A 22,654-nucleotide genomic window follows, 5' to 3' on the forward strand; every position below is an offset into this window, starting at 1 on the left:
ATTCAGATGATCAAATTTACTTATTAAGGAGTGAAGGGATGTCTGATATATCACGTGCAGGCTCAGATCTGATTTACGAACTGGAGGATCGCCCTCCCTTTCATCAGTCTATTATCGGCGCGATCACCCACCTGCTGGCCATCTTTGTCCCCATGGTCACGCCCGCATTAATTGTCGGCACCGCGCTACAGCTGTCAGCGGAAACCACCGCCTATCTGGTCTCAATGGCGATGATTGCATCTGGCATCGGCACCTGGCTGCAGGTCAATCGCTATGGCATGGTCGGTTCCGGCTTACTCTCGATTCAGTCGGTCAATTTTTCGTTTGTCACGGTGATGATTGCCCTGGGCAGCGGGATGAAAAACGACGGATTCCATGAAGAGTTGATCATGTCATCGCTGCTCGGCGTTTCATTTGTCGGGGCATTTCTGGTGGTGGGATCGTCTTTCATTTTGCCTTACTTGCGCAGAGTCATCACTCCGACCGTCAGCGGCATTGTGGTGCTAATGATTGGCCTGAGCCTGATTAAAGTCGGGATCATCGATTTTGGCGGCGGCTTTGCGGCGAAAAGCAGCGGCACCTACGGAAACTACGAGAACATCGGCGTCGGGTTGCTGGTGCTGATCGTGGTGATCGGTTTTAACTGCTGCCGCAGTCCGTTACTGAGAATGGGCGGCATCGCGATCGGGCTGTGTGTGGGCTATATCGTCTCTCTGTGCCTTGGCATGGTGGATTTCAGCAGTATGCGCAATCTGCCGTGGGTCACCATCCCAACCCCTTTTAAGTACGGTTTCCAGTTCAACTTTCATCACTTTCTGGTGGTTGGGACCATTTATCTGCTCAGCGTGCTGGAAGCCGTCGGCGACATTACCGCGACCGCGATGGTGTCCAGACGCCCCATTCAGGGGGATGAATACCAGTCACGCCTGAAAGGCGGCGTACTGGCCGATGGGCTGGTCTCCGTCATTGCCTCTGCGGTGGGTTCACTGCCATTGACGACCTTTGCGCAAAACAACGGCGTTATCCAGATGACCGGCGTCGCCTCTCGCTATATCGGCCGCACCATCGCCGTCATGCTAGTGCTGCTTGGACTGTTTCCAATGATTGGCGGCTTCTTTACCACCATTCCGTCAGCGGTGCTGGGGGGCGCGATGACGCTAATGTTCTCGATGATCGCAATCGCCGGGATCCGCATCATCATCACCAACGGGCTTAAGCGTCGTGAAACGTTGATTGTCGCCACCTCGTTGGGACTGGGTCTGGGCGTCTCCTATGACCCGGAAATATTCAAAATCCTGCCTGCCTCAATTTATGTATTGGTGGAAAACCCCATCTGCGCGGGCGGTCTGACTGCCATTCTACTGAATATCATTCTCCCTGGAGGCTACCGGCCTGAAGAAGTGCTGCCGGGCATCATCTCCCCGGAGGAAACGGATTAACGGTAAAGGAGTTTACGATGTCTGGAGAACACACGTTGAAAGCGGTGCGCGGCAGCTTTATTGATGTCACCCGCACCGTCGAAAACCCGGAAGAGATCGCCTCAGCGCTGCGATTTTTGGAAGACGGATTGCTGCTGATTCGCCAGGGAAAAGTCGAATGGTTTGGCGAGTGGGAAGCGGGAAAACACCGGATCCCTGACGCCATCCGTGTCCGTGACTATCGCGGAAAACTGGTCGTGCCGGGATTCGTTGATACGCATATCCACTACCCCCAAAGCGAAATGGTCGGTGCCTATGGCGAGCAGTTGCTGGAATGGCTGAATAAGCACACCTTCCCGACCGAAAGACGCTATGAGGATCTGGAATACGCGCGCGAGATGTCGGCTTTTTTCATCAAGCAACTGTTGCGTAACGGCACCACCAGCGCGCTGGTTTTTGGCACGGTGCATCCGCAGTCCGTGGATGCGCTATTTGAAGCCGCCAGCCATATCAATATGCGCATGATCGCCGGCAAAGTGATGATGGACCGTAACGCGCCGGATTACCTTCTGGACGACGCCGAGAGCAGCTACCTGCAAAGTAAGGCGTTGATTGAGCACTGGCACAAAAATGGCCGCCTGCTGTATGCCATCACGCCGCGCTTTGCCCCGACCTCCTCTCCGCAGCAGATGGCGATGGCGCAGCGTCTGCGAGAAGAATATCCCGATACCTGGGTCCATACCCATCTCTGTGAAAACAAAGATGAAATTGCCTGGGTTAAGGCACTCTATCCGGAACATGACGGTTATCTGGATGTGTATCACCAGTACGGACTGACCGGAAAAAACTGCGTCTTCGCCCACTGTGTACATCTGGAAGAGAAAGAGTGGGATCGCCTGAGCGAAACCCACTCCAGCATCGCCTTTTGTCCGACCTCAAACCTCTACCTCGGCAGCGGTTTGTTCAATCTGCAAAAAGCCTGGAGGAAGAAGATCAACGTCGGTATGGGGACCGATATCGGCGCCGGCACCACCTTCAACATGCTGCAAACGCTGAACGAAGCCTACAAAGTGGTGCAACTACAGGGTTACCGACTCTCGGCATACGAAGCCTTTTACCTGGCGACGCTCGGCGGTGCGAAGGCGCTGGGCCTCGACAATCTGATTGGTAACTTTATGCCGGGCAAAGAGGCAGATTTTGTGGTGCTGGAACCGACAGCGACGCCGCTGCAACAACTGCGCTATGACAACTCAACATCCCTGGTCGACAAATTGTTCGTGATGATGACGCTGGGCGACGATCGCTCTATTTACCGCACTTACGTCGACGGGCGTCTGGTGTACGAACGGACCTGACAGAACGCTAACATCCTGCTGAGGACATCATTATGTCTGGAGATATTCTGCAAACCCCCGACACGTCGAAACCACGCGGCGCGCTGGATAATTACTTCAAGATTACGGCGCGTGGCAGTACCGTGCGCCAGGAAATACTGGCCGGGCTGACCACCTTTCTGGCGATGGTCTATTCAGTCATTGTTGTGCCCGGAATGTTGGGAAAAGCGGGATTCCCGCCCGCCGCCGTCTTTGTCGCCACCTGTCTCGTCGCAGGCTTCGGCTCGCTGTTGATGGGGCTGTGGGCCAACCTGCCGATGGCGATCGGCTGCGCCATTTCGCTGACCGCCTTCACCGCATTCAGCCTGGTGCTGGGGCAACACATTTCGATTCCTGTCGCCCTCGGCGCGGTATTTCTGATGGGGGTGATCTTTACCGCCATCTCGGTTACCGGGTTCCGGACCTGGATCCTGCGAAACTTACCAATGGGCATCGCGCATGGCACAGGGATTGGTATTGGCTTGTTCCTGTTACTGATCGCGGCAAACGGCGTCGGTATGGTGATTAAAAACCCGCTGGAAGGGCTTCCGGTGGCACTCGGCGCATTTACCTCTTTTCCGGTTCTGATGAGTCTGCTGGGGCTGGCGGTCATCTTCGGGCTGGAGAAATGCCGGGTCCCCGGCGGGATCCTGCTGGTGATTATCGCCATCTCGATTATCGGTTTGATATTTGACCCTGCCGTCAAATATCACGGCCTGGTCGCCATGCCCAGTCTGAGCGGTGAAGATGGTAAGTCTCTGATTTTTAGCCTTGATATCATGGGAGCCTTACAGCCTGTGGTGCTACCCAGCGTACTGGCGCTGGTGATGACGGCGGTATTTGATGCCACCGGCACTATCCGCGCCGTCGCCGGACAAGCGAATCTGCTGGATAAAGACAACCAGATCATCAACGGTGGTAAAGCGTTGACCAGCGACTCCATCAGCTCCGTATTCTCCGGACTGGTGGGCGCAGCGCCGGCCGCCGTCTATATTGAATCCGCTGCGGGTACCGCCGCCGGAGGAAAAACAGGACTGACCGCCACCATCGTCGGCTGTTTGTTCCTGCTTATCCTGTTCCTGTCTCCTCTCTCCTACCTGATCCCAGGCTATGCGACGGCGCCTGCGCTGATGTATGTCGGTCTACTGATGCTCAGTAACGTCTCAAAACTGGATTTCGATGACTTCATCGATGCGATGGCCGGTCTGGTTTGCGCGGTCTTTATCGTCCTGACCTGCAATATCGTCACCGGCATTATGCTCGGTTTCGTGACGCTGGTTGTCGGTCGCGTTTTTGCCCGGGAATGGCAGAAGCTGAATATCGGTACCGTCATCATTACCGTCGCGCTGGTGGCGTTCTACGCCGGCGGATGGGCTATTTAAGCGATGCTCCGCGCAAACGCGCGCGGAGCTGTTCTATCGGCCTCGCCATTCAGGAGAAAACGCATGAGCGCCATAGATTCCCAACTTCCCTCACCGTCGGGGCAAGGCCGCGCCACCGATGAGGTTGATCGTATATTATCGCCTGGCAAGCTGGTCGTACTCGGTCTGCAACATGTGCTGGTTATGTACGCGGGCGCGGTCGCTGTACCGCTGATGATTGGCGACAGACTCGGCCTCAGCAAAGAAGCCATTGCGCTGTTAATCAGCTCGGATCTCTTCTGCTGCGGGATCGTTACCCTGCTGCAATGTATTGGCATCGGCCGCTTTATGGGGATTCGCCTGCCCGTGATTATGTCGGTGACGTTTGCCGCAGTGACGCCAATGATTGCGATTGGCATCAATCCGGATATCGGTCTGTTGGGCATTTTTGGCTCAACCATTGCCGCTGGCGTGATCACCACACTCTTAGCACCGCTTGTCGGTCGCCTGATGCCCTTATTTCCCCCGCTGGTAACGGGCGTGGTGATCACTTCGATTGGTCTGAGCATTATTCAGGTGGGCGTTGACTGGGCTGCTGGCGGGAAAGGTAATCCTGAGTATGGGAATCCGGTCTATTTAGGGATTTCATTTGCGGTCTTAATTTTTATTTTATTAATCACCCGATTTGCCAAAGGCTTCATGTCCAACGTCGCGGTCCTGCTGGGGATCATCTTTGGCTTTGCGTTGTCGTGGATGATGAATGAAGTGAATTTGTCAGGCCTGCACGATGCCTCGTGGTTCGCGATTGTCACCCCAATGGCCTTCGGTATCCCCGTCTTTGATCCGGTGTCGATTCTGACCATGACGGCCGTGTTAATCATTGTGTTTATTGAATCGATGGGCATGTTCCTGGCGCTCGGCGAAATCGTCGGTCGCAAACTCTCATCGCAAGATATCATTCGCGGCCTGCGCGTGGATGGCGTCGGGACAATGATTGGCGGACTGTTCAACAGCTTTCCCCATACCTCGTTTTCCCAAAACGTTGGCCTGGTCAGCGTCACGCGCGTGCACAGTCGATGGGTCTGCATCGCCTCTGGCGTCATCTTAATTTTGTTTGGCATGGTGCCGAAAATGGCGGTTCTGGTCGCCTCCATTCCGCAATTCGTCCTCGGCGGCGCAGGTCTGGTGATGTTTGGCATGGTACTGGCAACCGGGATCCGCATTCTCTCGCGCTGCAATTACACCACGAACCGCTACAACCTCTACATTGTGGCCATCAGCCTGGGGGTTGGCATGACGCCGACGTTATCGCATGACTTTTTCTCTCGCCTGCCAGCCGTTCTCCAGCCGTTGCTACACAGCGGCATCATGCTGGCCACCTTCAGCGCTGTTGTACTGAATCTGTTTTTCAATGGCTACCACCATCATACCGGGCTGGTACAGGAATCCATCTCCGATAAAAACCTGAAGGTCAGAACGGTGAGAATGTGGTTGCTGATGCGCAAGCTGAAAAAAAATCAGCAGGATGAATAGCATGAATCTCTTTTGGCGCTGCCTGATTACCCTGCTGTTGCTCATGCTGATGTCGATACCCGCTGTTTCTGACGGCATTGCGCTGGGTATCGAAAGTCGCTTCCGGTTTATGCTGCTGTTTTTCTGACATCACATTCCTGCCCCGACATCCGTATTGCAAGCTGCGGATGTCGAATTTCAGCGTTAAACGCTCCCTGAGCTAATCATTGCGTCTCGAGATCTCATATACTGGTATGTGCTTAAGATTGACAGTGAGACATTATGCAACAGGAACACGTCATTTTGCTGGATGCACAGGACACCCCTTCCGGCACGCTGGAAAAATACACCGCCCACACCGCCAACACACCACTGCATCTCGCCTTCTCTTCCTGGCTGTTCAATGCAGAGGGGCAACTTTTGGTGACCCGCCGTTCGCTGGTAAAAAAGGCGTGGCCCGGAGTCTGGACGAACTCGGTGTGCGGCCACCCTCAACGGGGTGAAAGCCAAGAAGAAGCTGTCGTCCGCCGCTGCCGTCATGAACTGGGCGTAGAGATTGCCAACCTGACTTCCGTTTACCCGACATTCCGCTATCGGGCAACCGATCCCGGCGGGATCGTAGAGAATGAGGTTTGCCCGGTCTATGCCGCACGAGTGACCAGTGAACTGCAGATCAATAGCGATGAAGTGATGGACTATCAGTGGAGCGATCTGGAGGCGGTTTTACGCGGAATTAGCGCAACGCCGTGGGCTTTCAGTCCGTGGATGGTGATGCAGGCGTCAAACGATACGGCGCGAGCGTCACTCCTTAACTTTAGCCGTCAGAAATAAAAAACCCCGGCATGTCAGCCGAGGTTTTTTTATTAGCCGTCGCCGTGAAGCTTATTTTACCGGACGCATCGCCGGGAACAGGATCACATCACGGATGGTATGGCTGTTGGTGAACAGCATAACCATACGGTCGATACCAATACCCAGACCCGCGGTCGGCGGCAGACCGTGCTCCAGCGCGGTAACGTAGTCTTCGTCGAAGAACATCGCTTCGTCGTCGCCCGCCGCTTTCGCGTCAACCTGATCCTGGAAGCGCTGCGCCTGATCTTCCGCATCGTTCAGCTCGCTAAAGCCGTTGCCGATCTCACGACCGCCGATGAAGAACTCAAAGCGATCGGTGATTTCCGGGTTCTCGTCATTACGACGCGCCAGCGGAGACACTTCTGCCGGGTATTCGGTAATGAACGTCGGCTGAATCAGATGCGCTTCGGCCACTTCTTCGAAAATTTCAGTCACGATACGACCCAGACCCCAGCTCTTCTCGACCTTGATACCGAGAGATTCAGCGATCGCTTTGGCAGAGTCGAAGTTATCCAGTTCAGCCATTTCCGTTTCCGGACGGTATTTCTTGATAGCCTCGCGCATGGTCAGTTTTTCGAACGGCTTACCGAAATCAAACACTTCATCGCCGTAAGGGACTTCCGTTTTACCCAGCACATCCTGCGCCAGCGTACGGAACAGAGACTCGGTCAGTTCGATCAGATCTTTATAGTCCGCATACGCCATGTAGAGTTCCATCATGGTGAACTCGGGGTTATGACGCACGGAGATCCCTTCGTTACGGAAGTTACGGTTGATTTCGAACACGCGCTCGAAGCCGCCAACCACCAGACGCTTCAGGTACAGTTCCGGCGCAATACGCAGGTACATGTCCAGATCCAGCGCATTATGATGGGTGATAAACGGACGCGCAGACGCACCGCCTGGGATCACCTGCATCATCGGGGTCTCAACTTCCATAAAGCCGCGACCGACCATAAACTGACGGATGCCGGCCAGGATCTGAGAACGCACTTTAAAGGTGTTGCGGGATTCATCGTTAGAGATGAGATCCAGGTAACGCTGACGATAACGCGCTTCCTGATCCTGCAGACCGTGGAATTTATCCGGCAGCGGACGCAACGCTTTGGTCAACAGACGCAATTCGGTGCAATGGATAGACAGTTCGCCCGTTTTGGTCTTGAACAGCTTCCCTTTCGCGCCGAGGATGTCGCCGAGATCCCATTTTTTGAACTGCTCGTTGTAAACGCCTTCCGGCAGATCGTCACGGGCAACGTACAGCTGAATGCGGCCACCCACGTCCTGCAACGTCACAAAGGACGCTTTCCCCATGATACGACGGGTCATCATGCGGCCTGCAACGGACACCTCGATGTTCAGCGCTTCCAGCTCTTCGTTCTCTTTCGCATCGAAGTCAGCATGCAGTTGGTCTGAGGTGTGATCGCGACGGAAATCGTTCGGGAAGGCGATACCCTGCTCGCGCAGGCCAGCCAGCTTCTCACGACGCGTTTTCAGTTCGTTATTAAGATCGGCTACCGCGTCAGCGCCCTGTGCGTGTTGTTCAGACATGTTGGTTCCTCATAACCCTGCTTTCAAACTTGCTTCGATAAATTGATCCAGGCTGCCGTCCAGCACCGCCTGCGTGTTGCGGGTTTCAACCCCGGTACGCAAGTCTTTAATGCGGGAGTCATCCAGGACGTAAGAACGAATCTGGCTTCCCCAGCCGATGTCGGATTTCGTGTCTTCCATCGCCTGCTTCTCAGCGTTTTTCTTCTGCATTTCCAGTTCATAAAGCTTCGCTTTCATCTGCTTCATGGCCTGGTCTTTGTTCTTGTGCTGGGAACGGTCGTTCTGGCACTGCGTCACAATCCCGGTCGGGATGTGAGTAATACGCACCGCAGATTCTGTACGGTTAACGTGCTGACCGCCCGCGCCGGATGCGCGATACACGTCGATACGCAGGTCCGCCGGGTTGATTTCGATATCAATGTCGTCATCCACTTCCGGGTAAACGAACGCGGAGCTAAACGAGGTATGGCGACGACCGCCGGAGTCGAACGGGCTCTTACGCACCAGACGGTGAACACCGGTTTCCGTACGCAGCCAGCCGTAGGCATATTCGCCAGAAATCTTAATGGTCACGGACTTGATCCCGGCCACTTCCCCTTCTGACTCTTCAATAATTTCGGTCTTGAAGCCGCGTGCTTCTGCCCAGCGCAGATACATACGCTCCAGCATGCTTGCCCAGTCCTGCGCTTCAGTACCGCCGGAACCGGCCTGGATATCGAGGTAGCAATCGGCGCTGTCATATTCGCCAGAGAACATACGACGGAACTCCAGTTGCGCCAGTTTTTCGTCAAGCGTATCGAGTTCAGCAACGGCTTCGTTAAAGGTTTCTTCGTCGTCGGCTTCTACAGCCAGATCCAGCAGGCCGGAAACATCTTCCAGACCCTGAGACATTTGGTCGAGGGTGTCGACAATCGCTTCAAGCGAGGAACGTTCTTTACCCAGCGCCTGTGCGCGTTCGGGTTCGTTCCAGACGTCCGGCTGTTCCAGCTCGGCGTTTACTTCTTCCAGACGCTCTTTCTTGGCATCATAGTCAAAGATACCCCCTAAGAACGTCGGAGCGCTCCGTGAGGTCCTGAATGCGGTTTTTTACCGGATTAATTTCAAACATGGTCTGATTTCTTTTATTGGACTTGTCAAAATGCGGTGATAAGAGCGGGATTGTACCCAATCCACGCGCTTATTTATAGAGAATAGTGACGGGAAATTGGTCAGATTATACGGGCCAGATATTATCGATGATGATCTGCAAACTGCGGTTGCCGCGAAATTCGTTAATATCCAGTTTGTAGGCCAGCTCGACTTCGCGTACGCCGTTATCCGGCCAGCAGGCGGTATCGACGTTAAAGGCGATGCCGTCCAACAGCGGCCCTCCGCCAACGGGTTCGACCATCACTTTCAAATGTCGCTCGCCAACCAGACGCTGCTGAAGCAGACGAAAACGCCCGTCAAACAGCGGTTCCGGGAACATTTGCCCCCACGGACCGGCGTCACGCAGCAGCTGCGCGACCTCCATCGTCATCTCCGCGGCGCTGAGCGGGCCGTCAGAGACCACTTCCCCCTGCAACAGCGATGGATCCAGCCATTCAGTGACCAGCTCGCCAAAACGCTGCTGGAACAGGTCGAATTTTGCCTCTTCCAGCGACAGTCCCGCCGCCATCGCATGGCCGCCGAATTTAATCATCAGACCCGGATGCAACGTATCCAGCCGCTCCAGCGCATCACGCATGTGCAGCCCTTGAATGGAACGTCCGGAGCCTTTCAGCGTGCCGTCGCCTGCCGGCGCGAAAGCGATCACCGGGCGGTGAAAACGTTCTTTAATGCGCGAGGCGAGGATCCCGACCACCCCCTGATGCCACTCAGGATGATACATCGCCAGACCACCGGGGAGCGTTTCGCGACTGCGCTCCAGCTTCTCGCACAGGGTCAACGCTTCCGCCTGCATTCCCTGTTCAATCTCTTTACGCGTCTGGTTCAACGCATCCAGTTCGTTGGCCAGTACTCGCGCTTCGCCAATGTTATCGCACAGCAGCAGCGCCACGCCGACGGACATATCATCCAGCCGACCCGCCGCGTTCAGACGCGGACCAAGCGCAAACCCTAAATCGCTGGCGGCGAGCTTTTGCGCATCACGCCTGGAGACTTCCAGCAACGCTTTGATCCCCGGACGGCATTTCCCGGCGCGAATACGGCTTAAACCCTGCCAGGTGAGGATTCGATTGTTGGCATCCAGCGGCACCACGTCCGCCACGGTGCCCAGCGCGACCAGATCGAGCAGATCCGCCAGGTTTGGCGGCGCAATGCCACGTTCGTCAAACCAGCCTTTGTCGCGCAGGAAGGTGCGCAGGGCGAGCATCAGGTAGAACGCCACGCCCACGCCGGCCAGCGATTTCGACGGGAAATCACAGTCAGGCAGATTCGGGTTGATGATGGCTTCGGCGGCTGGCAGCGTCTCGCCCGGCAGGTGGTGATCGGTGACCACTACCGGGATCCCCAGCGCCCTGGCGTGATCCACACCGGCATGGGAAGAGATCCCGTTATCGACGGTGACGATCAGCTGCGCACCGCGGGCATGGGCCTGATCGACCACTTCCGGACTTAAGCCGTAACCATCCTCAAAACGGTTTGGCACGAGGTAGCTGATGTTATCGCAGCCCAGAGATCGCATACCCAGCACGCTCAGGGCGGTACTGGTCGCCCCATCCGCATCGAAGTCACCAACGACGATGATGCGCGTCCCCTCGCGAAAGGCGTTATAGAGAATTTCGACCGCTTTTTCGACGCCGCTCAGTTGCTGCCATGGCAGCATGCCTTTGACGCTGCGCTCAAGATCCTGAGCACTGCGTACGCCACGACTGGCATACAGGCGGCGTAACAGCGGCGAAAGGTCAGCAGGCAGTTCTGCCGACTCATCGACTTCCCGCCGACGAAGTTGTATCTGTTGTTTCACGCGAATTACTTACCACTGGTCTGTTTTTGGTGCTCGTCAAGAAACGCTTTCATCTCTTTCGGTCCCTGATAGCCAGGCACGACATAGCCGTTGCTCAACACGATGGCGGGTGTACCGCTTACGCCAAACTGCACGCCCAGCGCATAGTGATCCGCGATGTTCACCCCGCAGGTCGCCGCTTTCACGCCTTTGCCTGCCATCGCGTCGTCAAACGCTTTGGCTTTGTCTTGCGCGCACCAGATGGACTTCATATCCTGCTCGGCCTGACTTTCCAGTCCCTGGCGCGGGAAGGCGAGGTAGCGCACAGTAATGCCCAGCGCGTTGTAGTCCTTCATCTCTTCATGTAGCTTGTGGCAGTAGCCGCAGGTGATATCGGTAAAGACGGTAATGACGTGTTTTTCCTGTGGCGCTTTATAGACGATCATTTCGTTTTCCAGCGCGTTCAGGTGCTTCATCAGCAGCTGGTTGGTCACGTTGACTGGCGTCGCGCCGCTGACATCGTACATTGGCCCCTGAATGATGTGTTTACCGTCTTCCGTCACATACAGCACGCCGCTGTTGGTCAGCACCGTTTTCATCCCGGCAACCGGGGCGGGTTGGATATCCGTGCTCTGCACGCCCAGTTTCGTCAAAGACTGGCGGATCGCGGCGTCGTCGGCGTGTGCCAGGCCGGAAAACGCAGTGGTCAGCAGGGTAAACAGCATTAAACCTTTTTTCATAACCTTTCCTGTTCGCTCAGCATTCACGCTCTTGGGTGATGCTGTTGATGAAGTTGACGCAGGCGCGCTGTCGCAACATGAGTATAAATCTGCGTGGTAGAGAGATCGCTGTGCCCCAGCAACATCTGCACCACGCGTAAATCGGCGCCATGATTGAGCAAATGCGTGGCAAATGCGTGGCGTAAAACGTGCGGCGACAGCTTTTCACTGTCGATTCCCGCTAAGACGGCATAGTGTTTAATGCGGTGCCAGAAGGTCTGGCGCGTCATCTGCTGCGCGCGCTGGCTGGGAAACAGCACGTCAATCGACACGCCATTCAGCAGCCACGGACGCCCATGTTCCAGATACGTCTCCAGCCAGTACACCGCCTCTTCGCCCAATGGCACGAGACGCTCTTTATTGCCTTTACCGATCACCCGTACGACGCCCTGACGCAAGCTGACATCGCTCATCGTCAGTCCGACCAGTTCAGACACGCGCAGTCCGGTGGCATATAAAATCTCAAGCATGGCTTTATCGCGTAACTCCAGCGGTTGGTCAACCACGGGCGCCTGTAATAATCTCTCAACTTGCGCTTCACTGAGATCTTTCGGCAGGCGCTGCGGGAGCTTGGGCGATGCCAGCGTCGCGCTGGGATCGTCGGTGCGGATCTTCTCGCGGTAAAGATGCTGGAAAAGCCGCCGCACCGCGCTCAGCAGTCGTGCGGTACTGGTGGCTTTATACCCACCGTCCATCCGCTCGGCCAGCAAGGCCTGCAGATCGTCACTTTGCGCGGTTTCCAGCGACACCTGACGGTGTGCGAGCCACTCCACCAGCATGGTCAAATCGCGGCGGTAGGCGCTCAGCGTATTTTCCGCCAGATTTTTCTCCAGCCAGAGCGCATCAAGGAATTGTTCGATGCGCGCAAGATCCTGTTCCACATCTACCCCTTTGATTCTGCAATCTGCCATTATGACTCAATGATACGGGTTTCTGGTACACTACGCGCAAAGTCATAGCAAGTATTGAGACGTTTACGCGATGAATATTGGTCTTTTTTACGGTTCCAGCACCTGCTACACCGAGATGGCTGCGGAGAAAATTCGCGACATCATCGGCCCGGAACTGGTAACGCTGCATAATCTGAAAGATGATGCCCCGGCCCTGATGGAGCAGTACGATGTGCTGATCTTAGGCATTCCCACCTGGGATTTCGGTGAAATTCAGGAGGACTGGGAAGCCGTTTGGGAACAACTGGACGAACTCAATCTCGAAGGCAAAATTGTCGCGCTTTACGGTATGGGCGACCAGTTAGGCTACGGCGAGTGGTTCCTTGACGCGCTGGGCATGTTGCATGACAAACTGTCGACCAAAGGCGTCAAATTCGTCGGTTACTGGCCTACCGAAGGCTACGAGTTCACCAGCCCTAAACCGGTCATTGCCGAGGGGCAGTTGTTCGTCGGTCTCGCCCTGGATGAAACCAATCAATACGATCTCAGCGATGAGCGTATTCAGGCGTGGTGCGAGCAAATTCTCGGTGAAATGGCCGAGCACTATTCCTGATAACCGTTTTGCCGGATGGCGGCGTGAACACCTCATCCGGCCTATATGACGCACCGAATCACAGGCCTTAAAGCTGCGCGCCATCAGGTATTCGTCGGCGCTACCCTTGCTTCGACTGTTGAATCATCAGGCGGCGTAAATCCCGCCATTCCGCGTCATCCATACTGTCAGCCGCGAGCCACAAATGCTGGCGTTTACCGGTATCTGATCGCAGACGCAGCATCATGCCGGTTTTGATCATCCACGGTGCATTGACGATAAGCCAGTCCTGCCCCTGCCAGCGGAGCCGTCCATCCATCAGAAGTTTGACCTCCCCCTGACGGGCGTTAATTCGTCGCTGGCTGCGGACACAGTCAAACACCACCAGCGAAAGCAGTATCAACCACAACGGCGTGTAACTCAGCGGCCATGGCATTAAGAGAATAGCCGCGGCCACCAGCCCATGCAGGAGTAGTGATAGCCACTGTGCGCGCCATGAGACGCGGAGATCAGATTGCCACAGGACCACGATCCCGATTCCGTGTCTGGATGAGTCGAACCATCTGCTCCAGTTCAGCATCTGCCGGTTTACCGTGATTCATCAACCAGTTGAATAAGTCCGGGTCATCACACTCCAGCAGGCGGATAAAAATACGCTTTTCATCATCACTCAACGTGTCGTATTCATGTTCGAAAAACGGCATGATGGAAATATCGAGTTCACGCATACCGCGTCGGCATGCCCAGTGAATACGTGCTTTATTGTTAATATCCATGTTCTTCTTCCTGTCTCACTCAAATGAACTACCCGGCTATTGTAACGTGTTTTTCATCCTGTTTTGCGGGAATATCCGTAACCACAAGCGCGATCGCTAATTAAACCCCCAATAAGTCAATGGGTTCATGTTTTCTGGATGCCGCCTCGCAATCTGTAAGATAAGGCACAAATGGGACTATCAAAGCGCTTGCATTGGGCAATAGCTCTTTTACCATTAGTCATTATCACTGCGTTAAGCAAATCAGGACATTTTTATGGCATTTACTCCATTTCCACCTCGTCAGCCATCAGCTTCAGCGCGTTTGCCCGTGACGTTGATGACGTTAGATGACTGGGCGCTGGCCACGATTAGCGGGGCTGATAGCGAGAAGTATATCCAGGGTCAGGTGACGGCTGACGTGAGTCAACTAACTGAACACCAGCACGTACTGGCCGCCCACTGCGACGCCAAAGGCAAAATGTGGAGCAACCTGCGACTGTTCCGCGATGGCGACGGTTTTGCCTGGATTGAACGTCGTAGTCTGCGTGACGCGCAGGCGAGCGAACTGAAAAAATATGCCGTATTCTCGAAAGTGACGATTGCCCCGGACGACGAACGCGTGCTGCTGGGCGTGGCGGGTTTCCAGGCGCGTGCCGCCCTGGCGAATCTGTTTAACGAACTGCCCGACAGCGAAAAGCCTGTCACGCGTGAAGGAGCGACAACCCTGCTGTGGTTTGAACATCCGGTAGAACGCTTTCTGTTGGTTACCGATGTGACAACCGCGGAAACCGTAACCGAAAAACTGCGTGGTGAAGCTGAACTGAATAACAGTCAGCAGTGGCTGGCGCTGGATATTGAGGCCGGTCTGCCGGTGATTGATTCCGCGAACAGCGCGCAGTTTATTCCGCAGGCAACTAACCTCCAGGCGCTGGGCGGTATCAGCTTTAAGAAAGGCTGCTATACCGGTCAGGAGATGGTGGCCCGAGCGAAATTCCGCGGGGCAAACAAACGCGCATTATGGTCTCTGGCGGGTAAGGCCAGCCGTGTACCGGAAGCAGGTGACGATCTTGAAATGAAAATGGGTGAGAACTGGCGTCGTACTGGCACCGTCCTCGCGGCAGTGCAACTGGATGACGGTCAGCTACGGGTACAGGTGGTGATGAATAACGATATGGAGGCCGACAGCGTATTCCGCGTACGCGACGATGCCAACACATTGCACATCGAACCGCTGCCCTATTCACTGGAAGAGTAACTCATCAGCGCCGGATGGCGCTTCGCTTATACGGTCTACGGAAAAGCATTCGTAGGCCGGATAAGACGTTAAAGCATCACATCACGCCTGTCCGACATACAAATAGATCGCCAGAAAGTGGCATACGCTGCCGCCCAGCACAAATCCGTGCCAGATAGCATGGTTGTAGGGAATGCGCTTACTAACGTAGAAAATCACTCCCAGCGAATAGACCACGCCGCCAACAGCCAGCAGCGTTACGCCTCCCGCCGCCAGTTTGATCGCCAGTTGATACACCACAATCAGTGACAGCCAACCCATCGTCAGATAGGTCACCAGCGACAGCACTTTAAACCGGTGGGCTATCGTCAGTTTGAATAAAATACCGAGCAGCGCCAGACTCCAGATCACGATCATCAACCCACGCGCCAACGGTGAATCCAGCCCAACCAGCAGAAACGGCGTATAGGTCCCGGCAATGAGCAGGTAAATCGCACAGTGGTCGAATTTTTTCAGCCAGATCTTCGCCCGCTGATGAGGGATCGCGTGATACAGGGTCGACGCCAGAAACAGCAGAATCATGCTGCCGCCGTACAGGCTGTAACTGGTAATCGCTGTCGCACTGGCATTCATATCCACCGCCTGCACCAGCAACAACACCAGACCGACGATACCAAACACCAGCCCAATACCATGACTGATGCTGTTGGCGATTTCCTCTGCCAGTGAATATCCTTGCGCGATGAGTGGCTTCTGAACCATAACTTACTCCGGAGAAACGAACACGTTCGTGATTGCGTCTCTAGCGTAACTGAGAATGGTTCCAGTGAACACCTGTTAGCTAAAATAAATATCATTTTTAAACTAATCGTTATAAATCATAATGTTGAAACACATTTTTCAACTAACAGTTGTTCATTTAATTCAAAGACATTTAAAATCAATCACATAAAAATGTGACTGATTCGGGTAAATCTCGCCAATCACCCGCTTCAGCTCCTCCAGCGTCATGTTTTCCTGCTGTGCATGTTTTTCCGTCAACGTGTCGAGCGTGACGGTTGACGTTCCCAGCACCTCAATCGTGCAAAAGTAGCCATCGTCCTCGAAACGCCCTACCCGCAGAATGTCACCGGCCCTGAAGTGAGATTCTGACTCATCACGAATGGTGATCGTTTTACGCCCTGCCAGAATGTCGTCCTGGAAACGCTGAAAAAAAGTGATGTCATTTGGCTGCATGTTATTATTCCCTTTAGGTAAAATCTGATGAGTGAGTATTGCCATTGTGAGTATGTTCTCCCACGCTGCCATCGCCAGTCTCAACAACATTGAGATGTTGGTCTACAACTATGTCATCAAGAACCGTGACAAAGTCATGTACATGACCATTCGGGAACTGGCTGAAGCGGCGGGTGTATCGACCACCACCGTGTTGCGTTTCTGTCGCAAGCTTAACTGTGAAGGCTACTCTGAATTTCGCGTACGCTTTAAATTATATTTAGAGCAGAATGAACCGCAACAGGCTAATTTTGGCGCCAGCGAGATTATCAGTTTCTTTAAAGGGGTAAATAACGATGAATTTGATCAATTACTCGATCAGGCTGTAGAGATTATTTTATCGTCCGAGCGCATTATATTTGTCGGTGCCGGTACCTCAGGGGCCCTGGCAAAATATGGCGCGCGTTTTTTCTCAAACGTCGGGAAATTCAGCAACCACATTGATGATCCTTATTTCCCGGTGACGAACGATATGGCGCGTAATGCGCTGGCGATTGTCCTATCGGTCTCTGGCGAAACCGAAGAGATCCTGCGCTTTGCCAGCCAGTTCAGCCTGCATAACTGCAAAGTGCTTTCGATTACCAGCCATGAACACTCGCGCCTCGCCAAACTGGCGGACTTTAATCTCTCCTGGCATGTGCCGCAAACCCGTATTGCTGGCGTGTACGATATCACCACACAAATTCCCGTTATTTATATTCTCGAATCTCTGGGGCGAAAGCTGGCGAAAAAATTAGCGTAAAAAAACAGTCTGTTTTTTGGCGGTAACAAATTACCGTTTCGCTATTTTGTTATATCGTGACATTTACCTTCCCTTTGTTAGACTCAAATCAGTTTGTATTAATTTGAGATGACGCAACGATGAAAAAACTCACCTTACCAAAAGATTTTCTCTGGGGCGGCGCGGTTGCTGCACATCAGGTTGAAGGCGGCTGGAATAAAGGCGGTAAAGGCCCCAGCATTTGTGACGTTCTGACCGGCGGCGCGCATGGCGTACCCCGTGAAATCACCCGGCAGGTGGTGCCAGGTAAATATTACCCGAACCACGAAGCGGTCGATTTTTATGGTCACTACAAAGAAGACATCAAGCTGTTTGCTGAAATGGGCTTTAAATGCTTCCGCACGTCCATCGCCTGGACCCGAATCTTCCCACAAGGTGACGAAACGCAGCCAAATGAAGAAGGGCTGAAATTCTACGACGACATGTTTGATGAATTGCTCAAGTACAATATCGAACCGGTCATTACCCTTTCTCACTTTGAAATGCCGTTGCACCTGGTTCAGCAGTACGGCGGCTGGACTCACCGCAAGGTCGTTGATTTCTTTGTTCGTTTTGCCGAAGTGGTGTTTGAACGTTATAAGCATAAGGTCAAATACTGGATGACCTTCAACGAGATCAATAACCAGCGCAACTGGCGTGCGCCGCTGTTTGGTTATTGCTGCTCTGGCGTGGTCTATACCGAGCACGAAAACCCGGAAGAGACCATGTACCAGGTGCTGCACCACCAGTTTGTCGCCAGCGCGTTAGCCGTGAAGGCGGCGCGTCGCACCAATCCGGAGATGAAGGTGGGCTGCATGCTGGCGATGGTTGCGCTGTATCCGTTCTCCTGCAAGCCAGAAGACGTCATGTTCGCCCAGGAATCCATGCGCGAGCGCTATGTTTTCACCGACGTTCAGTTGCGCGGTTACTACCCGTCCTATGTCCTCAACGAGTGGGAGCGTCGCGGCTTTAACATTAAAATGGAAGACGGTGATGCCGCGATTCTGCGTGAAGGTACCTGCGATTACCTCGGCTTCAGTTACTACATGACCAACGCGGTGAAGGCCGACGGCGGTAGCGGCGATGCCATTTCGGGGTTCGAAGGCAGCGTACCGAATCCGCACGTTAAGGCCTCCGACTGGGGCTGGCAGATTGACCCGGTGGGTCTGCGCTACTCGCTGTGCGAACTGTATGAGCGTTACCAGAAACCGTTGTTCATCGTCGAAAACGGCTTTGGCGCTTACGATAAAGTAGAAGACGATGGCAGCATTAACGACGACTACCGCATTGACTATCTGCGTGCTCATGTCGAAGAGATGATGAAGGCGGTCACGTATGACGGAGTGGATCTGATGGGTTACACGCCATGGGGCTGTATCGACTGCGTCTCTTTCACCACCGGCCAGTACAGCAAACGTTATGGCTTTATCTATGTGAACAAGCACGATGATGGCACGGGTGACATGTCTCGTTCACGCAAGAAGAGCTTCGACTGGTATAAAGCGGTGATCGCCAGCAACGGCGAGAAACTTTAACTCCATAATGCCGGGCGGCGCTACGCTTGCGCCGGCCGACAAAACCTATGATTCGTGTAGGCCGGGTAAGGCGAAGCCGCCACCCGGCGTTTACTTCCCGCCCGCCAGCTCCAGAAAACTGCCCGTGACATACGACGCTTTCTCGCTCAGCAGCCAGGCAATGGCCTGCGCCACCTCTTCCGGCTGTCCGCCACGTTGCATAGGTAACATCGACTTCACGCGATCCACCCGTCCAGGCTCGCCGCCGGAGGCGTGGATTTCGGTGTAGATAAGCCCCGGACGCACGCCGTTGACCCGGATCCCTTGCGCCGCCACCTCCAGCGCCAGGCCGGTGGTCAGCGAGTCGACGGCCCCTTTCGACGCCGCATAGTCAATATATTCCCCCGGTGCGCCCAGACGCGACGCCGCTGACGACACGTTCACAATCGCCCCGCCGTGACCGCCGTGTTTGTGCGACATGCGCTTGACCGCTTCGCGACAGCAGAGGAAATACCCCGTCACGTTGGTCGCCAGCACGCGGTTAATCCGCTCAGCAGAAAGGTTTTCGATCGTACTTTGTTCAAACAAAATTCCGGCATTATTGACCAGCGCCGCCAGCGGCTCATTTTCACGGTCGATCGATTCGAACATTGCCACAACCTGCGCTTCGTCACTGATATCTGCGCGCAGGGTAAATGCGTTTCCCCCGGCGGCGACTATCTTATTCACCACCTCGGTGGCAGCCCGAATATTATGATGAAAATTAACGGCAACCGTGTAGCCCTCATCTGCCAGTTGTAACGCGGTCGCCCGCCCAATACCGCGACTACCGCCGGTAACCAGTGCGATTCCCATGGAGTTCTCCCGATATGAAAAAGCCGGGTGGCGGCTTCGCCTTACCCGGCCTACAAATGATTTGCTACTGTGAAATAATTACTGGTATTCGCTCATCGGCACGCAGGAGCAGAACAGGTTACGGTCGCCGTAAACATCATCAAGACGTTTCACGGTTGGCCAGTACTTGTTCGCTACACCCGCCGGGAAGACGGCGACTTCACGGCTGTAACCATGATTCCACTCTGCCACCAGCTCGTTCTGGGTATGCGGCGCGTTAACCAGTGGGTTATCTTCCAGTGACCAGACGCCTGTTTTCACGCTGTCAATTTCTGCGCGAATCGCCAGCATCGCATTAATAAAGCGATCCAGTTCCACTTTGCTTTCCGATTCCGTTGGCTCAACCATCAGCGTACCCGCGACCGGGAACGACATGGTCGGCGCATGGAAACCGTAATCGATCAGGCGTTTGGCAATATCCAGTTCACTGATGCCGGTCTCTTCTTTCAGCGGACGGATGTCGAGAATACACTCGTGCGCCACGCGACCATCGCGGCCGGTATACAGAACCGGGAATGCGTTTTTCAGACGGCTGGCAATGTAGTTGGCATTCAGAATCGCCACCTGACTTGCCTGCTTCAGTCCTTCGGCGCCCATCATGCGGATGTACATCCAACTGATTGGCAGAATCGATGCGCTGCCGAACGGTGCGGCAGAAACCGCGCCCTGACGGGTCAACATCCCTTCGATCTGCACTACGCTGTGGCCCGGTACAAACGGCGCCAGGTGCGATTTCACGCCAATCGGTCCCATGCCTGGGCCACCGCCGCCGTGCGGAATGCAGAAGGTTTTGTGCAGGTTCAGGTGTGAAACGTCAGCGCCGATAAAGCCCGGAGAGGTGATGCCCACCTGAGCGTTCATATTCGCGCCGTCGAGATAAACCTGCCCACCAAACTGATGCACGATCTCGCACACGTCACGGATCGTCTCTTCGTAAACACCGTGGGTAGACGGATAGGTCACCATGATGCAAGAGAGGTTTTCGCCCGCCTGACCGGCTTTTTCACGCAGATCGCCAAGATCGATGTTACCGTTCTTATCACAGGCCACGACCACCACCTGCATCCCCGCCATCTGTGCGGAAGCCGGGTTAGTCCCGTGCGCAGAGGCTGGGATCAGGCAGATATCGCGATGCCCTTCATTGCGACTTTCGTGGTAATGACGGATCGCCAGCAGACCGGCGTATTCCCCCTGCGCGCCAGAGTTCGGCTGCATGCAGACGGCGTCGTAACCGGTCAGTTTGACCAGCCAGTCAGAAAGCTGACCAATCATCTGATGGTAGCCTTCCGCCTGCTCTGGCGGGCAGAATGGATGCAGTTCGGCAAATTCCGGCCAGGTAATCGGGATCATTTCCGCTGCCGCGTTCAGCTTCATGGTGCAAGAACCCAGCGGGATCATCGCCTGATTCAGCGCCAGATCTTTGCGCTCCAGCGAGTGCATGTAGCGCATCATCTCGGTTTCACTGTGATAGCGATTGAATACCGGGTGGCTGAGGATGGCGTCATCGCGCAGCATACTTTCCTGAATCGAACGGCTGTCGTGCGCCACTTCTTTGTCCAGGGTGTCGATATTCAGACCGTGGCTGTCGCCCAGCAGAACCGTAAACAACTGCAAGACATCTTCACGGGTGGTGGTTTCGTCAAGCGTAATGCCTACTGCGTTATGGATATCACTGCGCAAGTTGATTTCTGCCGCTTGCGCACGCGCCAGCACTGCGGCTTTGTCCGCCACTTCCACGCACAGCGTGTCAAAATAGTGGGCATGGCGCAGTTTCAACCCTTTTTGTTGCAGACCCGCAGCGAGGATATCGGTCAGACGGTGGATACGATTCGCAATGCGTTTCAGGCCAACCGGGCCATGATAAACGGCATACAGGCTGGCGATGTTTGCCAGCAGTACCTGCGAGGTACAAATGTTGGAGTTCGCTTTCTCGCGACGAATATGCTGCTCACGCGTCTGCATCGCCATACGCAGCGCGGTATTGCCCGCCGCATCTTTCGATACGCCAATAATACGGCCCGGCATGGAGCGTTTGAATTCATCTTTCGCGGCAAAGAATGCCGCGTGTGGGCCGCCGTAGCCCATCGGTACGCCAAAGCGTTGCGCAGAGCCGAAAACAATGTCCGCGCCCTGCTTGCCCGGCGCGGTCAGCAGCACCAGCGCCATAAAATCGGCAGCAACGCTGACGATCACTTTGCGTGATTTCAGTTCGCTAATCAGTGCGCTGTAGTCATGGACTTCACCGGTGGTTCCCACCTGCTGTAACAGCACGCCGAACACATCCTGGTGATCCAGTACTTTCGCCGCATCATCCACAATCACGTCAAAACCAAAGGTTTCCGCACGCGTACGCACAACATCCAGCGTTTGTGGATGCACATCTGCGGCAACAAAGAAACGGTTCGCGTTTTTCAGTTTGCTGACACGCTTCGCCATCGCCATCGCTTCTGCAGCCGCGGTGGCTTCATCAAGCAGCGAAGCGGAAGCCATATCCAGACCGGTCAGATCCAGCGTCACCTGCTGGAAGTTCAGCAGGGCTTCCAGACGACCCTGAGACACTTCCGGCTGATAAGGCGTATAGGCGGTGTACCAGCCCGGGTTTTCCAGCATGTTACGCAGGATAACCGGTGGCAGTTGCACGGCGGTATAACCCATGCCGATGTATGACGTGAAGCGCTTGTTACGCCCGGCGATGGCCTTTAATTCTGCCAGCGCGGCGTATTCGGTCGCCGCCTCGCCAACCTGCGGCGGAGTCGCGAGCTGAATGTCCTTCGGCACAATCTGGCCGATCAACGCATTTAACGATCCGGCGCCAACCGCATTCAGCATCTCTTGCTGCTGCGCGGCGTCCGGTCCGATGTGGCGTTCAATGAAAGCGCCGCTGTTTTCAAGCTGGCTTAACGTCTGTGTCATGGGCGATGGTTCCTGAAACGTGCAGTGAATCGTGATTGTCTCTGTCTGCGAGCCC

The 22,654-nt window shown here is 54.7% G+C and carries 21 protein-coding genes; 10 read left to right on the forward strand and 11 right to left on the reverse strand.

Annotated elements, in window-relative coordinates; all coding sequences use genetic code 11:
- Positions 1-38 precede the first annotated feature (38 nt).
- The 6 genes from AL479_RS04870 (at position 39) to idi (ending at position 6,495) form a co-directional block, all read left to right on the forward strand.
- A complete protein-coding gene (locus AL479_RS04870) occupies positions 39-1,439 on the forward strand; it encodes a nucleobase:cation symporter-2 family protein (RefSeq protein WP_046483296.1) in 1,401 nt (466 codons plus the stop codon).
- A gap of 17 nt (positions 1,440-1,456) precedes the next feature.
- Positions 1,457-2,773, forward strand: a complete 1,317-nt coding sequence (gene guaD / locus AL479_RS04875) for a guanine deaminase (protein WP_061075266.1) — start codon at positions 1,457-1,459, stop codon at positions 2,771-2,773.
- 32 nt (positions 2,774-2,805) lie between these two features.
- Positions 2,806-4,173 carry a guanine/hypoxanthine transporter GhxQ gene (gene ghxQ / locus AL479_RS04880; RefSeq protein ID WP_061075267.1) on the forward strand — a complete coding sequence of 456 codons (1,368 nt, stop codon included), beginning with the start codon at positions 2,806-2,808 and terminating at the stop codon, positions 4,171-4,173.
- Positions 4,174-4,236: 63 nt separating this feature from the next.
- Positions 4,237-5,685 (forward strand): nucleobase:cation symporter-2 family protein, encoded by a 1,449-nt coding sequence (locus tag AL479_RS04885; RefSeq protein WP_061075268.1) that lies wholly within the window; start codon positions 4,237-4,239, stop codon positions 5,683-5,685.
- 1 nt (position 5,686) lies between these two features.
- On the forward strand, positions 5,687-5,812 hold the full coding sequence (locus AL479_RS24000) for a hypothetical protein (RefSeq protein WP_225622841.1): 126 nt from the start codon (positions 5,687-5,689) through the stop codon (positions 5,810-5,812).
- Between the two features lie 134 nt (positions 5,813-5,946).
- The gene (gene idi, locus AL479_RS04890) at positions 5,947-6,495 is read left to right on the forward strand and encodes an isopentenyl-diphosphate Delta-isomerase (protein WP_061075269.1); all 549 of its coding nucleotides are present in this window, start codon (positions 5,947-5,949) and stop codon (positions 6,493-6,495) included.
- A gap of 51 nt (positions 6,496-6,546) precedes the next feature.
- On the opposite strand, the gene lysS is transcribed toward idi, so the two are convergent.
- The 5 genes from lysS to xerD all read right to left on the reverse strand — a co-directional run bounded on the left by lysS (position 6,547) and on the right by xerD (position 12,650).
- Positions 6,547-8,064: a lysine--tRNA ligase gene (gene lysS / locus AL479_RS04895; protein WP_061075270.1), complete on the reverse strand. Its 1,518-nt coding sequence runs from the start codon at positions 8,062-8,064 to the stop codon at positions 6,547-6,549.
- Positions 8,065-8,073: 9 nt separating this feature from the next.
- A protein-coding gene (prfB, locus tag AL479_RS04900) for a peptide chain release factor 2 (RefSeq protein ID WP_099433741.1) occupies positions 8,074-9,172 on the reverse strand; the annotation gives its coding sequence in 2 pieces (ribosomal slippage) (positions 8,074-9,096 and positions 9,098-9,172; 1,098 coding nt in all).
- Between the two features lie 105 nt (positions 9,173-9,277).
- Positions 9,278-11,011 carry a single-stranded-DNA-specific exonuclease RecJ gene (recJ, locus tag AL479_RS04905; protein ID WP_061075271.1) on the reverse strand — a complete coding sequence of 578 codons (1,734 nt, stop codon included), beginning with the start codon at positions 11,009-11,011 and terminating at the stop codon, positions 9,278-9,280.
- Positions 11,012-11,016: 5 nt separating this feature from the next.
- The gene (dsbC, locus tag AL479_RS04910) at positions 11,017-11,730 is read right to left on the reverse strand and encodes a bifunctional protein-disulfide isomerase/oxidoreductase DsbC (protein WP_061075272.1); all 714 of its coding nucleotides are present in this window, start codon (positions 11,728-11,730) and stop codon (positions 11,017-11,019) included.
- A 23-nt stretch (positions 11,731-11,753) separates the two neighbouring features.
- Entirely contained in the window at positions 11,754-12,650 is an 897-nt protein-coding gene (xerD, locus tag AL479_RS04915) for a site-specific tyrosine recombinase XerD (protein ID WP_042999367.1), read from the reverse strand.
- Between the two features lie 100 nt (positions 12,651-12,750).
- On the opposite strand from xerD, the gene fldB reads away from it, so the two are divergent.
- Positions 12,751-13,272: a flavodoxin FldB gene (gene fldB, locus AL479_RS04920; RefSeq protein WP_061075273.1), complete on the forward strand. Its 522-nt coding sequence runs from the start codon at positions 12,751-12,753 to the stop codon at positions 13,270-13,272.
- A 100-nt stretch (positions 13,273-13,372) separates the two neighbouring features.
- Here fldB and AL479_RS04925 read toward each other — a convergent pair whose 3' ends face one another.
- Together AL479_RS04925 and sdhE are read right to left on the reverse strand one after the other, a co-directional pair.
- On the reverse strand, positions 13,373-13,780 hold the full coding sequence (locus AL479_RS04925) for a protein YgfX (RefSeq protein ID WP_061075274.1): 408 nt from the start codon (positions 13,778-13,780) through the stop codon (positions 13,373-13,375).
- A complete protein-coding gene (sdhE, locus tag AL479_RS04930) occupies positions 13,761-14,027 on the reverse strand; it encodes an FAD assembly factor SdhE (protein ID WP_042322123.1) in 267 nt (88 codons plus the stop codon). Before sdhE ends, AL479_RS04925 begins: the two co-directional genes overlap by 20 nt.
- A 256-nt stretch (positions 14,028-14,283) precedes the next feature.
- Here sdhE and ygfZ point away from each other — a divergent pair, with 256 nt between their 5' ends.
- A complete protein-coding gene (gene ygfZ / locus AL479_RS04935; protein WP_061075275.1) occupies positions 14,284-15,264 on the forward strand; it encodes a tRNA-modifying protein YgfZ in 981 nt (326 codons plus the stop codon).
- Between the two features lie 81 nt (positions 15,265-15,345).
- Here the strand turns inward: ygfZ and trhA are convergent, their stop codons facing one another.
- Positions 15,346-16,005: a PAQR family membrane homeostasis protein TrhA gene (gene trhA / locus AL479_RS04940; RefSeq protein WP_061075276.1), complete on the reverse strand. Its 660-nt coding sequence runs from the start codon at positions 16,003-16,005 to the stop codon at positions 15,346-15,348.
- A gap of 162 nt (positions 16,006-16,167) precedes the next feature.
- Positions 16,168-16,479 (reverse strand): N(4)-acetylcytidine aminohydrolase, encoded by a 312-nt coding sequence (gene yqfB / locus AL479_RS04945; RefSeq protein WP_061075277.1) that lies wholly within the window; start codon positions 16,477-16,479, stop codon positions 16,168-16,170.
- 52 nt (positions 16,480-16,531) lie between these two features.
- Here yqfB and AL479_RS04950 point away from each other — a divergent pair, with 52 nt between their 5' ends.
- Complete coding sequence (locus AL479_RS04950) at positions 16,532-17,260, forward strand: MurR/RpiR family transcriptional regulator (RefSeq protein ID WP_061075278.1); 729 nt, start codon at positions 16,532-16,534, stop codon at positions 17,258-17,260.
- Positions 17,261-17,379: 119 nt separating this feature from the next.
- A complete protein-coding gene (gene bglA, locus AL479_RS04955; protein WP_061075279.1) occupies positions 17,380-18,813 on the forward strand; it encodes a 6-phospho-beta-glucosidase BglA in 1,434 nt (477 codons plus the stop codon).
- Positions 18,814-18,903: 90 nt separating this feature from the next.
- On the opposite strand, the gene AL479_RS04960 is transcribed toward bglA, so the two are convergent.
- Positions 18,904-19,647, reverse strand: coding sequence for an SDR family oxidoreductase (locus AL479_RS04960; protein WP_061075280.1), 744 nt, complete (start codon positions 19,645-19,647; stop codon positions 18,904-18,906).
- 78 nt (positions 19,648-19,725) lie between these two features.
- Positions 19,726-22,599 carry an aminomethyl-transferring glycine dehydrogenase gene (gene gcvP / locus AL479_RS04965; protein WP_061075281.1) on the reverse strand — a complete coding sequence of 958 codons (2,874 nt, stop codon included), beginning with the start codon at positions 22,597-22,599 and terminating at the stop codon, positions 19,726-19,728.
- Positions 22,600-22,654 lie beyond the last annotated feature (55 nt).

It is taken from the genome of Citrobacter amalonaticus, assembly GCF_001559075.2.
Taxonomy (GTDB): domain Bacteria; phylum Pseudomonadota; class Gammaproteobacteria; order Enterobacterales; family Enterobacteriaceae; genus Citrobacter_A; species Citrobacter_A amalonaticus_F.